Here is a 12195-nt window from a genome sequence, read left to right as displayed (position 1 = left end):
GCTCCCGTGGCATGGTCTAGAATTTGAGCAGCGCGGCCGTCATGACCCCGCCGTACAGCACGAACAGGCTGCCCAGGCAGCCGGCAAAGCCATAGCGGGCGCGGCGGCGGCGCACCTGCTGCAGCGGCGTCCAGTTCATCGATACCGTGCCCAGCACGTTCAAGCCTGTGGCATCGCGCAGTTCGGCGGGGCTGAGGAAGGTGGGGCGCACCTGGCTGATCAGCAGGGCCGTGGCGATGCCGGCCACCAGGGCCGCGCCCAGCGCCGCGCTGAACAGCAGCGGACGGTTCGGGCCGACGGGCGCATATTGCACCGTGGGCGGGTCGATAATCTTGAAGGCCATCATCTCGGTGGTGGAACTGAGTTCGCCGGACAGCTTGGCCGCTTCGCGCCGGCCGATCAGCTTTTCATAGTTTTCCTTGTTGATGATGTAGTCGCGGTTCAGTTGCGCCAGCTGCGATTCCACCTCGGGCACGGCGTTGCTTTGCGCCAGCAGGCGCTCATTGCGCGCGTTGTATTCCTGCACGCGGGCGCGGATGGCAGCCACCTTGGCGTCCGCGTCCGTCAGCGCCACCTTCAGTTGCTGCAGCATGGGGCTGTAGTTCTTGCCCGGGTCGCCGGACGCCGTTTTCAGCTTGCTTTCCTCGATCTTGCGCTCTTCCAGTTGGGCAATCAGGCGCTTCGAGGCGATGATGTCGGGATGCAACTCCGTAAATTGCATGCGCAGGCTGTCGAGGTTCTTGTTGAGTGAGGCGATGCGCTCGTCGAGTTCCGGATTCGTGATGGCCGACGCGTTCGGCTCCAGGTCGAGCACTGGCTCGTCGCCCTCGATCTGGCTCAGGATGGCCTTGCGCGACTGTTCCGCCTCGACCAGTTCCAGCTTGGCATTGTTCAGGCTATCGGACGACATCAGCAGCTGGCTGCCATAGTCGATGCCCTGGCGCGGCAGCAGCAGGTTGTTGCGGATCTTGAATTCCTTCACCAGGTTTTCCGCCGCGCTCAGCTTGTCCTCGTAATTTTTGATCTGCTCGTCGATGAATTGCACGGCTTTCTGCGAATCGCCTTTTTTGCCCTGGAAACTGCCTTCGACAAAGATGGTCAGCAGGCTTTGCACCACGTCGCGCACCAGCTTCGGGTCGCGCCCGCTATAGCTGATGGTGTAGATGTCGTAGGCGTTGGTGCCGGTGATCTTGATGCGGCTCATCAGTTCATCGAGCCGGGCCTCGTGTTCGCGCACGGTCTTCGTGTCCAGGTCGAGGTCGACCATGCGCATGACGCGCTCCACGTTCGGGCGGCTGAGCAGGGTGCGGCTCATGATGGCCACCTGCTGTTCCGTGTTCGGCACGCTGGTCATGCCGGCCAACAGCGGCTTGAGGATGGTTTGCGTATCGACAAACACGCGCGCCGACGTCTGGAAGTCGTCGGGCAGGGTGATCACCTTGATGAAGCCGCCGATCGCCACCAGCCACGCCACCAGCACCGCATGCCAGCGGTACTTCCAGATGCCTTTCAGGCTGGAAAGCAGTTGCTGTATCAATTCCTCCATGTCGCTTCCTTCTGGTGACGGTGCTGCACGGTCGATGGCTGGGCGGCGCGGACAACGGCATCTTGCAAGAAATGCTTGCCTGTTGAGTAAGCAAAGTATAGGGCCACTATCGAGCAAGATTTCCCAAGATGATTGCTTCTTGATACGCCTCAAGGTTCACTTGCCGGGTTTTAATAATCATAGGAAGTTGGCGGCCCAGGCTGGTTCTGCGGGGCCGGCCATGGACGCGCCATTGACTCGAAGAGGCCCCGCATGAATCCGTTTCGCCGTGCATTTCTATGCCATACACTGGTACTGGCGGGTAGCGCCAGCTTGCTGGGGGGCTGCCGCACACGCTATCCGCTGGCGCCTGCCGACGACAGCGCGCCCATGCACGACTACCTGATCGGCCCGGGCGACTCCGTCAACATCATCGTCTGGCGCAATCCGGAAGTGTCGCTGACGGTGGCCGTGCGGCCGGACGGCAAGATCACCACGCCGCTGGTGGAGGATCTGGCCGCCAGCGGCAAGACCTCGACCCAGCTGGCGCGCGACATCGAGCAAGCCTTGGGCAAGTTCATCCAGCAACCGGTGGTGACGGTCATCGTCACCAATTTCTCGGGCCCGTACGGCGAGCAGATCCGGGTCATCGGCGAGGCGGCCAAGCCGCAGGCGCTGCCGTACCGGCTGGGCATGTCGCTGATGGACGTGCTCATCGCCGTCGGCGGCATCACTGACTTTGCCGCCGGCAATAAGGCCAGCATCATCCGCATGCGCGAAGGCAGCCAGCAGCAGCTGGGCGTGCGCCTGGACGACCTGCTCAAGCATGGCGATATTTCCGCCAACGTCATGATGCGGCCGGGCGACGTGCTGTTGATACCGGAGAGTTTCTTTTAGTAGCGATCTCAGCAATGTTAAAACAGCAGTTATATTTGTCTTTTTGTACTTTTCGGAAAATTTCAGCGTGTAATTTTGCCATCCAAAGGCACTATCTTCTGTTTTTTTGGGCTGATGGTGGGAACTTTTTTCGCTTTTTTCTTGTCACAAGGCATTGGCTTCAGTCCGTCTCGACGGCTGCCGATGAACGTGAGGACAAGATGAGCTTTGAAGATGAACCTATTATTTCTTTCGACACGCCCGGTACTTTCAGTGACCTGGTGGTGGGCGAGGGGCAGATCGATCCGGCCATGGAGCACGAGCTCGACCTGCAGCGCTTTCATATCCGCATGGCCAATTCGCGTGGCCGGCGCGAAGCGGCCAGTTTGCTGATCCGCAAGATGTACGGCTGGCGCGGCTATGCCGTCGATCCCGGCATCGCGCATGCGCTGAATAAAATCACCCTGTTTGCAGAAACGGCAGGCTCCACCGTCGGTACCATGACCTTGTGCCTGGATAATGCCGAGACGGGCTTGCCGGCCGATGAAAACTTCCGCGACAAGCTCGACGTGCTGCGCGAGCAGGGCCGGCGCCTGTGCGAACCGTCGCGCCTGGCCATCGACAAGGGCGTCAGCAAGCGCGTGTTTGCGGCGCTGATTCATATTTCTTATATCTATGCCCATAATATTCACGGCTTTACGGATTACGTGATTGAAGTCAATCCAAGGCATGTGGTGTTTTACAAGCGCATGCTCGGTTTCAAGGATTTTGGCGGCGAGCGAGAGTGCACGCGCGTGGGGGCGCCGGCCGTGCTGCTGCGTCTGGACCTCGACTACATGGGGACCCAGATCCGCAAGTACGGCGGCATGATGGAACAGCATGGGGGGGAACGATCGTTTTACCCCTTTTTTTTCCCGACATGGGATGAACCTGGCATCACCGACCGGCTGCGGCAGGGGCGCAACTGAAACTCATTTATTTTTCAGCATGATCGCCTGCATATGGCTGCCCGGAATCGCATATGTGATGCCGCTGGGGGCGCTGATGGCGGCCTCTTTCAGGCCTTTGACATACACCATGTTGACGATGCCGTAGACGAGACCGGTCTCGGGGTCGAACAGGGGGCTGCCGCTGCTGCCCGGATATGCCGTCGCGTCCAGCTGGAACACGATGTACGGTGTTTTTTTCAGTTGCGCCAGGCGCCGTGGGTCGAGGCGCTGTGCATTGTCGCTGGGCGTGACTACCGGCGTCAGCGACGACACGGTGGCGCGGTGCGTGACGTGATGCAAGCCCAGCAAGGTACCCAGAGGAAATCCCGTAAAGGCCATGGCCTGGCCTTCGCGCACCGTGGCCGCGTCGCCCAGCGCCAGGGCAGGCAGCGGCGCGCCCGTCAGGCGCAGCAGGGCCAGGTCGTGTTCCGTGTCCAGCACCTGCACTTTGGCGTGGCGAAATTGCGCCGCCTCGCCCTGACCCGTGAGAATGCCGATGACTTCGTCCGGATTGGCGTCGAGCAGTTTCTGGATCACATGGGCGCAAGTCAGCACGCTCAAGCCGTCGCCCGCCACGAAACCCGTGCCGATGAAATTCATGGGCGGCGTGCGCGTCTTTTGCAGGCTGCCCACGCCGACGATGGACGGTTTCACGCGCGCAATGACTTGCGCCAGGGCTTCGTCGGCACGGCTGGGTGCGCTGGTCAGGGCCAGGGCCAAGGCAAGGCAAGACATCAGGACGGAGGAGAAGGTATGCGACAGGGCTTTCATGGCGGCGCACTTTCAGCAGGACGAGGTGGCGGGGGTGGCGGGGGCTGCAGCAGCGCGCACAGCAGCATCAGGTAGCACAGCAGGGCAATGCGCGGCACGTCGAGCAGGCTGTCGAACAGGCCGACGACGAGAAAACCCAGCAGGGCGGCGGCGCAGGCCAGCGCGCCCTGGTCGCCTGCCATGGTCTGGCGCAGCAGGCGCAGGCCGGCCAGGGCCAGCAGTCCCAGCATGGACAGTGCGCCGCACCAGCCCGTTTCCACCAGCAGCTGCAGCGCCAGGCTCTTGATATGCCACGGCAAGTGATGGTGGTCGCTGCTGAAAAACCAGTAATTGTTTGCCTGCGTAAAGCGTCCGTTGAGTATCAATTCCTCGCCGCCGGGCGCGCGCAGGCTCAGATTGTCGACCTCGATCACGGATGAGGTGGCCGTACCGCTGGCCGCCAGTTCCAGCTGCACGGGCGGGCGCAGCAGCCAGGCACCCGTGCCCAGCCATTTGCTGTCGAACGGCACTTCATAGTGCAGCCACGCGCTGGCCGGCGCGCCTGGCTGCGGTAGACGCAGGCGCAGGGGGATATTCACGCAATTTTGTGCATACAGCAATTGTCTCTGGCACAGGCGCACCAGCAGCACGGGCATTGGGCCGTTTCTACGCGCGTCGAGCCCCAGCGTGTAGCGCGTGGCCGGCTGCACCGCCAGGCGTTGCAGCAGTCGCAGCAGTTCGCCGTAGCCGGCGCTGTAGCCGGGACTTGCCAGGCGGACAAAAGTGTTGCCGGAGTTACCAGGCTCGCCGCCTTCCTCCGCATACGCGATGCTGGCTGGCACCTCGCGCCCGGGATTGTGCCAGTAATACGTGGCGGGAAAGCTGCCCATGCCCATGCCGAACAGCTGATCGCCCCAGTCGGATGGCTGCATGGCCAGCACTTGCCGCCAATGGCGCAAACGGCCTTGCATGTCGAAGGCGGTGGTGGCGAAACGTTCGGTGGCGTAATAGCTGGCCGAGACGGGTATGGCCAGCAGCAACAGGATGCCGGCCGCGCCCGCCATGCTCAGGCTGGCGCGGTCCAGCCGCCACAGCGGTGGGCGCAAGCGTCCATTGCACAGCATCAGCATGGCCAGCAGCACGACCAGGCAGGCAGGCGCCAGGGCCGGTGCTCCCGCCCAGTGCCAGCCTATCCAGACGAGATTGCACGCCAGCATGGTCCACGCCATCATCGCCAGGCTCAGCCTGGCTGGGCCTTTGCCGGCAGCGCTGCCCGGCCAGAGGGGGCCGGGCAGCAGCACGGCCGCCAGCAGCGCGGCCGCCAGCAAGAACAGGAAATACGGGCCTTTCAGCCAGCCGGCAGCCTGCTGGCCGGCTCCTTCCGGCCACCAACTGGCCAGCAGCCCCTGCAGGCACAGCGCGCACAGCAGGCTGGCCGGCGCCAGGCGCCACGGCAAGGGCCGCGCCGCCAGCACGAAGCTGGCCGCGAGCAAGACCACGGCGGCGAGCAAGCCCCGGTAGCCGGCCAGGCTGAACATGTACACGAGCAGGACGGTGCCCAGCACGGCCAGCAGCAGGCTCAGCAAAAGTTTCCCCATTGGTCGCCGCCCCGTCGGGCGCCGCGCCGCGCCGTGGCCTGTGCGCAGTATCTGCCAAAAAGCCAGCAGCATGGCCGCTGCCAGCGCCGCGTACAGCCCACGTGAAAAAGTGGTGCATGCCGCGTGCAGGGCCAGTGCCAGCAGCAGCAAGGCCAGCGCCGCCTGCCAGCGGCTGTGTGCGCGCGCCAGCCACAGTCCCGCAAATGGCAGGCTCAGGGCCAGATAGCCGTCCAGCGCGGCGCCTCCCGTGTGCATGGCGGAAAACGGCGCCGTGATGCGGTAGTCGCTGGACAGGTTCATCAAACCGGGAAACACGGCCCGCTCCCACAGCGCGAACAGGGACACCATGGCCAGCCCGGCCAGCATGCCCGGCAGCGCGTAGCGGCGCAGGGCGGACGCGTCGCCGTCGCGCAGCAGCAGCGGCAGCAGCAGCATGCTCCAGGCCCAGGCCTTGCCCAGACGCAAGCTGTTGTAAGGGCTCAGGTAATTATCCCAGGCATACACGTCGAGGGGCGGCAGCGGCAGGACGCCGCGCAGCAGCGCCGCCAGCCAGGCCAGGCTGCACAGCAGCAGGCAGGCGCGGGCGGCGGGCGAGAGCCGCGCCGCTGCAGGCTTGGCGGGCCCGCCCAGGCGCCAATAGCCGCAAGCCACCGTCAGCAACAGCAGCACGTCGATTTCTTCGAGGAAGAACCAACCCGTCCACGGCGCCAGGTCCAGCGCCGGCAGCAAGGCGGGCAGGCAGAACAGCCAGCAGGCGGGACGCCAGCACAGCAGCAGGAAGTAGGCGGGCAGCAGGGCGGCAAACAGCAGGCCGGGCCAGCTGTGGCCCAGCGGATAATGGCGCAAGGCCAGCATGCAGCCGGCGCCCGCCAGCAAGGCCAGCAGCCGCAGCGCCAGGCCGGGCAGGGCCGCGTGTGCCACCATGGCCTAGAGCTGGGTCAGCAAGGCCTGCGCCTCGGCCCGCTGCGGGAAATCCTTGTTGGCGGCCAGCAGCTGTTCCAGTTGCTTGCGCGCCCCCGGCTTGTCGCCCGATTTCGCCAGCGCCGCGCCCAGGTGGTACTGGATGTCGGGCGACTTCGGCGCCAGGCCGGCTGCCTTGCGCAGCAGGGTGGTCGCGCGCTTGACGTCGCCCTGTTCCAGCACGATCCAGCCCAGGGTGTCGAGCACGATGGGATTGTCCGGCACCAGCTTGAGCGCCTGCTCGGCCGTCGCCTGCGCGCGCGGATCTTTTTCCTGCTGATACGCCCACGCCAGGTCGTTCAGCGCCGCCAGATTGGCCGTGTCCTTGGCAACGATGTACTGGAGCTGTTCGATGGCCGCGCGATATTGCTTTGCCTCCAGCTTGGCGCCGGCCAGGTAGGTGCGCACGCCCAAGTCATCGGGCTTGTCCTTCAGCCAGGTCGCCATGCGCGCATCCGCCTCGCGCACCTGGCCCGAGGCCAGCAAGGCGCGGTACAGCTGCACCTGCATGGGGCCGATCTTGCTGATCTGGAGGGCGTGTTCGTACAGCTTGACGGCTTCCTGCGGCAGTTTCTGCGCCATCAGCACGTCGCCTTCGAGCTTGTAGCCGGCCGCCAGCTTCGGCTGCTGCTGCTGTACCTGGCGCGCCACGGCCAGCGCGTCGCGCTGGCGGTTCAGCGACAGCAGCAGGCTTACTTCGACCACGCGCGCTTCGAGCAGGGTGGGATCGAGCGCCTGCGCCCGCTTGACGGCTTGCAGCGCATTGTGGCCGTCACCCAGTGCCAGGTGCAGGCTGGCGATGCGCATCTGCAGCGGCGCCGACGTCGTCTGCAGGCTGGCCAGCTTGCTGTAGCTGTCGAGCGCCGCCTGCGTCTGGCCGGCGCCGTATTCGACCTGCGCGCGCATGGCCAGCGCGTCGGCGTCGTCCGGGTGGCCCGACTGCAGGGTGCGCGCCAGTTCCAGCGCCTTGTCGGGCGCGCCCGTCTGCAGGTAAAAGTTACTCAGCAGCAGGGCCGGTGCGACGGCGTCGGGATTGTCGCGGTGGGCCCGCTCCAGCCAGCGCCGCGCCTCGTCCGTCTTGCCTTGCGAGGCGGCCAGCTTGGCCAGCGCCGCGCACAGGTCGGCATTTTTCGGCGTTTTTTCCAGCGCCCGCTCGAAGCGCTGTTTCGCTTGTTCCGGCTTTTTCTCGGCCAGGTCGATCTGCGCCAGATTGTTCAAGGCGGGTAAATAGACAGGGTCCATCCCCAGGGCCTGCTCGAAACTGGCGCGCGCGGCGGGCACGTCGCGCAAGGCCATGTAGACGCCGCCTTTCAGGTTCAGCAGCAGGGGATTCGTGCCTTTCTGCTGTTGTTCCAGCATCTTGACGGTGGTCAGGGCCTTGTCGTTCTGTTTGTTGCGCAGCAAGGTCATCACCAGCATGGTGCCCACCTGCGGCGTGCTCTTGTCGAGCATGCTGGCGCGTTCCAGTTCGTCGATGGCACGGCTGTTCTCGCCCATGCCCAGGCGGCTGATACCCAGCGCCGCATGCAGCCTGGCCGTGTCCGGTGCCAGCGTATTGGCCTTTTCGAAATACGCCGCTGCCTTGTCGTAGCGGCGCGCGCGCAAATGCGCCTCGCCGGCCAGCGACAGCAGTTCCACGTCCTCGGGAAAGGTGGCCAGCACGGGCAGCAGCAGGTCGAGGGCGGCGTCCGTCTTGCCGCGCATCAGTTCGATCGACGCCATCATCTTGAGCGCGTACAGATGTTTGGGATAGACGGCCAGGAAGCGCTGCAGATAGCTTTCCGCCAGTTGCGGCGAGCCCAGCTTCAGCTGCACGGCGCCGGCCAGCAGGATGGACGGCATGTGCTCGGGCGCCACCTTGAGCACCAGTTGCAACGATTGCAGGGCCGCCTTGTTCTTGCCCTGGCGGAAATCGAGCAGCGCCTGGGTCTGCAGCAGGCCCAGGCTGTTGGGCGCCGTCTTGCGCGCCGTGGCCAGCTGGGCCGCCGCTTCCGCGTAGCGGTTTTCCAGGATATCGAGGTTGGCCAGGTCGATATGCGCCTGGGTATTGTCCGGTTTTATTTTGAGGATCTGCACGTAGGCGCGCCGCGCCGCGTCGTTCTTGCCTTGCAGGCGCAGCAGGTCGCCCTGCAGGCGCAAGGCGTCGAGGTTGGCAGGCGCGCTTTTCAAGGCTTGCGCCAGCAGCAGCTCGGCCGCCGTCACCTGCTGCTCCAGTGCCGCCAGACGCGCCAGGCCCAGCAAAGCCTCGACCTGGCCCGGATGGACTTCGAGCAGGCGCGCAAACACGGCGCGCGCTTCGTCCTGGCGGCCCAGCGCCAGCAGGGCATCGCCGCGCAGGGCCAGCACGGCTGGCGGCTGCGCCGCATCGTCGGCGATCTCGGCCAGTACCTTGTCGAACTGGCCCAGCATCAGCCAGGACTTGCCCAGCAATGGCATCACTTGCTGCGACGCCAGCCCCAGCGATTTTGCCTTGCGCAATTCTTTCTCGGCAGACAGGGCCTCGCCCGTGTCGATATAGATGCTGCCCAGCAGCAAGCGTGCCGCCCCGTTATCCGGCTCCTTTTGCAGCAGGTTCTTCAACTGGATGATGGCGGCGCGCGCCTCGCCCTTCTGGCGGTACTGCTGCGCGTCGGCCAACAGGGATTCGCTGCTCTGCGTGCCGTGGCACCCCGTCAGCAAGGGCAGCAGCAGGGTGCAGCACAGCGCGGCGGCCGGCAGGCCAGGGAAGGGGCGGGGCAGGGAACGGGCCATGGAAGTCTCCGGTAGCGGCGTGCATGAACGATGGGCATGGCCTAGCTTAAAAAGATGGCCGCCGCTCTCCTTGATTGTGCTCAACAAGCCGCCGATTGTCCGCGTGCGGACTTGCCGCTGCTCCTGGTTCCTTGTTCCATCTCAAGAATGGCCGCGCCGGCGACCGTAGAATTTCCCGGACGGCGATGCTCAGGCCGCAACCATTTGGAGCGATGCACATGGATAGCAGCGTGGATAGCAAGGCGGACGTGGTGGCGGTGGTGGGGCTCGGTTATGTCGGCTTGCAGCTGGCCGTCGCGTTTGGCATGCGCCAGCGCACCATCGGCTTTGACTTGTCGGCCCGCAAGGTAGAAAGTTACCGCAACCATGTCGACCCCACCGGCGAAGTGAGTACAGAGCAGCTGCGCGCAGCGCAGTGGCTGAGCGTGGGCTGCGATCCGGCCGAGCTGCAACTGGCCGATTTCATCGTCGTGGCCGTGCCCACGCCCGTCGACAGCGCGCATAATCCCGATTTCTCCGCCCTGGCTGGCGCCAGCGCGGCCGTCGGACGCCACATGCGGCGCGGCGCCATCGTCATCTACGAGTCGACCGTGTATCCGGGCGCCACCGAAGAAATCTGCATTCCCATCCTGGAGCAGCATTCGGGCCTGCGCTGGAAGGAAGACTTTCATGTGGGCTTTTCGCCGGAACGCATCAACCCCGGCGACAAGGCGCACACCCTGCACAGCATCCGCAAGGTGGTCTCGGGTGACGACGCCGCCACCCTGGACAAGGTGGCAGCCCTGTATGAAGGCGTGGTCGAGGCGGGCGTGCACCGCGCATCGAGCATCAAGGTGGCCGAAGCGGCCAAGGTGATCGAAAACACGCAGCGCGACCTGAACATCGCGCTGATGAACGAGCTGGCCATTATCTTTGACCGCATCGGCATCGACACCCTGGAAGTGCTGCAGGCGGCGGGCACGAAATGGAATTTTCTGCCATTCCGTCCAGGGCTGGTGGGCGGCCATTGCATCGGCGTCGACCCCTACTATTTGACGCACAAGGCGGAAATGCTGGGCTACCATCCGCATGTGATCCTGGCCGGGCGCCGCATCAATGACGGCATGGCCAAGTTCGTGGCGGAAAAAACCATCAAGGAAATGGTGCGCGCCGGGTTTAAACTGAAGGGCGCGCACGTGAATGTGCTGGGCCTGACCTTCAAGGAAAATTGCCCGGACTTGCGCAACTCGAAAGTGGTCGACATGATCCACGAACTGCAATCGTACGGCGTGCAGGTGCACGTACACGATCCTGTCGCCGATGGCCGCGAAGCGCTGGAAGAATACGGCTTGGCGCTGGAAAGCTGGGAACAGCTGCCGCGGGCCGAGGCCATCATCAGCGCCGTTTCGCACCAGGCCCTGCTGGCCCGCCCGCTGGCCGATTTCCAGGCCAAGGTGCTGGAGAACGGCTGCTTCATCGACATCAAGTCGCATTTCGACCCCCGCCCGCTGCAAGATGGCGGCCTGCAAGTGTGGCGGCTGTGATGGCGGCCGACGCTGTCGATTCGGCAGCAGACACGGCGCATGGCACGGCTGCCGGCGCGTATGCGCTGGCCTGCGCGCAGCTGGCCAGGGAACCGCGACGCTGGCTGGTGACGGGCGTGGCTGGCTTCATCGGCTCGCACCTGCTGGAAACCTTGCTGCAGCTGGGGCAGGAAGTGCGCGGCCTGGACAATTTTCTGACGGGCCACCGGGATAACCTGGAACAGGTGCGCGCCAGCGTGGGCGAGCAGGCGTGGCGGCGCTTCACCTTCATCGAAGGCGATATCCGCGACCCGCAGGCGTGCGCGCGCGCGTGTGGCGCGCCGGCGCAGGCCGCCAGCGCTGACGGCGGTGATGCAGATGCTGCCGGTGGCGGTAGCGGCAGTCTGGCCGGGAGCGAGCGTGCCGGGACTGGCGACCCTGTCGACTATGTGCTGCACCAGGCGGCGCTCGGTTCCGTCTCGCGTTCGCTGGAAGACCCGCTGCTGTGCCATGCCGTCAATGTCAGCGGTTTCCTGAACATGCTGGCCGCCGCGCGCGATGCGGGCGTGCAGCGTTTCGTGTATGCCGCGTCCAGCGCCACCTATGGCGACCACCCGGCCTTGCCGAAAGTGGAACAGCACATCGGCGCGCCCCTGTCGCCGTATGCCTTGAGTAAATATGTCAATGAACTGTATGCGCAGGTGTACGCGCGCTGCTACGCCATGCAAACGGTGGGGCTGCGCTACTTCAATGTCTTCGGTCCGCGGCAAGATCCGCTGGGTGCCTACGCCGCCGTCATTCCCCGCTGGATTGCCGCCATGCTGGACGACCAGGCCGTGTACATCCATGGCGACGGCGCCACCAGCCGCGACTTCTGCTTTGTGCACAATGCCGTGCAAGCCAATCTCCTGGCCGCCACCGGCACCGACCCGGCAGCCGTCAACCAGGTCTACAACGTGGCTGTCAACGCCCGCACCAGCCTGACGCAGCTGCACGCCACCATGCAGCAGATGTTGCTGGCCGCCCGCCCGCGGCACCTGCCGTTGGCGCCGCACTATGGCGAGTTTCGCGCCGGCGACGTGCGCCATTCACAAGCGGACATCGGCAAGGCGGCCCGCTTGCTGGGTTACGTACCCACGCACGATCTGGCGCAAGGATTGCGTCAGACCATCGCCTGGTATGTGGCGCAGGCTGACCAGGCATGAGGTACGAGCTGGCCGCGCATCCGGTACGAACTGGCTGCA

At 64.8% G+C, this 12195-nt stretch carries 8 protein-coding genes; 4 read left to right on the top strand and 4 right to left on the bottom strand.

Annotated elements, in window-relative coordinates:
* Window positions 1–16: 16 nt before the first annotated feature.
* Window positions 17–1546: an XrtA system polysaccharide chain length determinant gene (locus ACQ4WP_RS15870; protein ID WP_436522220.1), complete on the bottom strand. Its 1530-nt coding sequence runs from the start codon at window positions 1544–1546 to the stop codon at window positions 17–19.
* A gap of 252 nt (window positions 1547–1798) precedes the next feature.
* Here ACQ4WP_RS15870 and ACQ4WP_RS15865 point away from each other — a divergent pair, with 252 nt between their 5' ends.
* Window positions 1799–2422: an XrtA/PEP-CTERM system exopolysaccharide export protein gene (locus ACQ4WP_RS15865; RefSeq protein WP_436522218.1), complete on the top strand. Its 624-nt coding sequence runs from the start codon at window positions 1799–1801 to the stop codon at window positions 2420–2422.
* A gap of 200 nt (window positions 2423–2622) precedes the next feature.
* Window positions 2623–3369 (top strand): N-acyl amino acid synthase FeeM domain-containing protein, encoded by a 747-nt coding sequence (locus tag ACQ4WP_RS15860; RefSeq protein WP_436522216.1) that lies wholly within the window; start codon window positions 2623–2625, stop codon window positions 3367–3369.
* Between the two features lie 3 nt (window positions 3370–3372).
* On the opposite strand, the gene ACQ4WP_RS15855 is transcribed toward ACQ4WP_RS15860, so the two are convergent.
* From ACQ4WP_RS15855 to prsT, 3 genes are read right to left on the bottom strand one after another with little or no spacing between them, the layout of a single operon-like run.
* The gene (locus ACQ4WP_RS15855; protein ID WP_436522214.1) at window positions 3373–4161 is read right to left on the bottom strand and encodes a S1 family peptidase; all 789 of its coding nucleotides are present in this window, start codon (window positions 4159–4161) and stop codon (window positions 3373–3375) included.
* Window positions 4158–6662 carry a hypothetical protein gene (locus ACQ4WP_RS15850; RefSeq protein WP_436522212.1) on the bottom strand — a complete coding sequence of 835 codons (2505 nt, stop codon included), beginning with the start codon at window positions 6660–6662 and terminating at the stop codon, window positions 4158–4160. The genes ACQ4WP_RS15855 and ACQ4WP_RS15850 overlap by 4 nt, the downstream gene beginning before the upstream one ends.
* A gap of 3 nt (window positions 6663–6665) precedes the next feature.
* Window positions 6666–9449 carry an XrtA/PEP-CTERM system TPR-repeat protein PrsT gene (prsT, locus tag ACQ4WP_RS15845; protein WP_436522210.1) on the bottom strand — a complete coding sequence of 928 codons (2784 nt, stop codon included), beginning with the start codon at window positions 9447–9449 and terminating at the stop codon, window positions 6666–6668.
* Between the two features lie 218 nt (window positions 9450–9667).
* Between prsT and ACQ4WP_RS15840 the strand changes: the two genes are divergently transcribed.
* Window positions 9668–10972: a nucleotide sugar dehydrogenase gene (locus ACQ4WP_RS15840; RefSeq protein ID WP_436522208.1), complete on the top strand. Its 1305-nt coding sequence runs from the start codon at window positions 9668–9670 to the stop codon at window positions 10970–10972.
* Window positions 10972–12156 carry an SDR family oxidoreductase gene (locus ACQ4WP_RS15835; protein ID WP_436522206.1) on the top strand — a complete coding sequence of 395 codons (1185 nt, stop codon included), beginning with the start codon at window positions 10972–10974 and terminating at the stop codon, window positions 12154–12156. The genes ACQ4WP_RS15840 and ACQ4WP_RS15835 overlap by 1 nt, the downstream gene beginning before the upstream one ends.
* The last annotated feature ends 39 nt before the right edge of the window (window positions 12157–12195 follow it).

Source organism: Janthinobacterium lyxosi (assembly GCF_051380665.1).
Lineage (GTDB): Bacteria > Pseudomonadota > Gammaproteobacteria > Burkholderiales > Burkholderiaceae_D > Janthinobacterium.
This window is presented reverse-complemented; position numbering and strand designations above follow the sequence as displayed.

Coding starts and splice junctions, on each gene's coding strand:
- ACQ4WP_RS15870 (WP_436522220.1), bottom strand. CDS start 1,546: ATGGAGGAATTGATACAGCAACTGCTTTCCAGCCTGAAAGGCATCTGG.
- ACQ4WP_RS15865 (WP_436522218.1), top strand. CDS start 1,799: ATGAATCCGTTTCGCCGTGCATTTCTATGCCATACACTGGTACTGGCG.
- ACQ4WP_RS15860 (WP_436522216.1), top strand. CDS start 2,623: ATGAGCTTTGAAGATGAACCTATTATTTCTTTCGACACGCCCGGTACT.
- ACQ4WP_RS15855 (WP_436522214.1), bottom strand. CDS start 4,161: ATGAAAGCCCTGTCGCATACCTTCTCCTCCGTCCTGATGTCTTGCCTT.
- ACQ4WP_RS15850 (WP_436522212.1), bottom strand. CDS start 6,662: ATGGTGGCACACGCGGCCCTGCCCGGCCTGGCGCTGCGGCTGCTGGCC.
- prsT (WP_436522210.1), bottom strand. CDS start 9,449: ATGGCCCGTTCCCTGCCCCGCCCCTTCCCTGGCCTGCCGGCCGCCGCG.
- ACQ4WP_RS15840 (WP_436522208.1), top strand. CDS start 9,668: ATGGATAGCAGCGTGGATAGCAAGGCGGACGTGGTGGCGGTGGTGGGG.
- ACQ4WP_RS15835 (WP_436522206.1), top strand. CDS start 10,972: ATGGCGGCCGACGCTGTCGATTCGGCAGCAGACACGGCGCATGGCACG.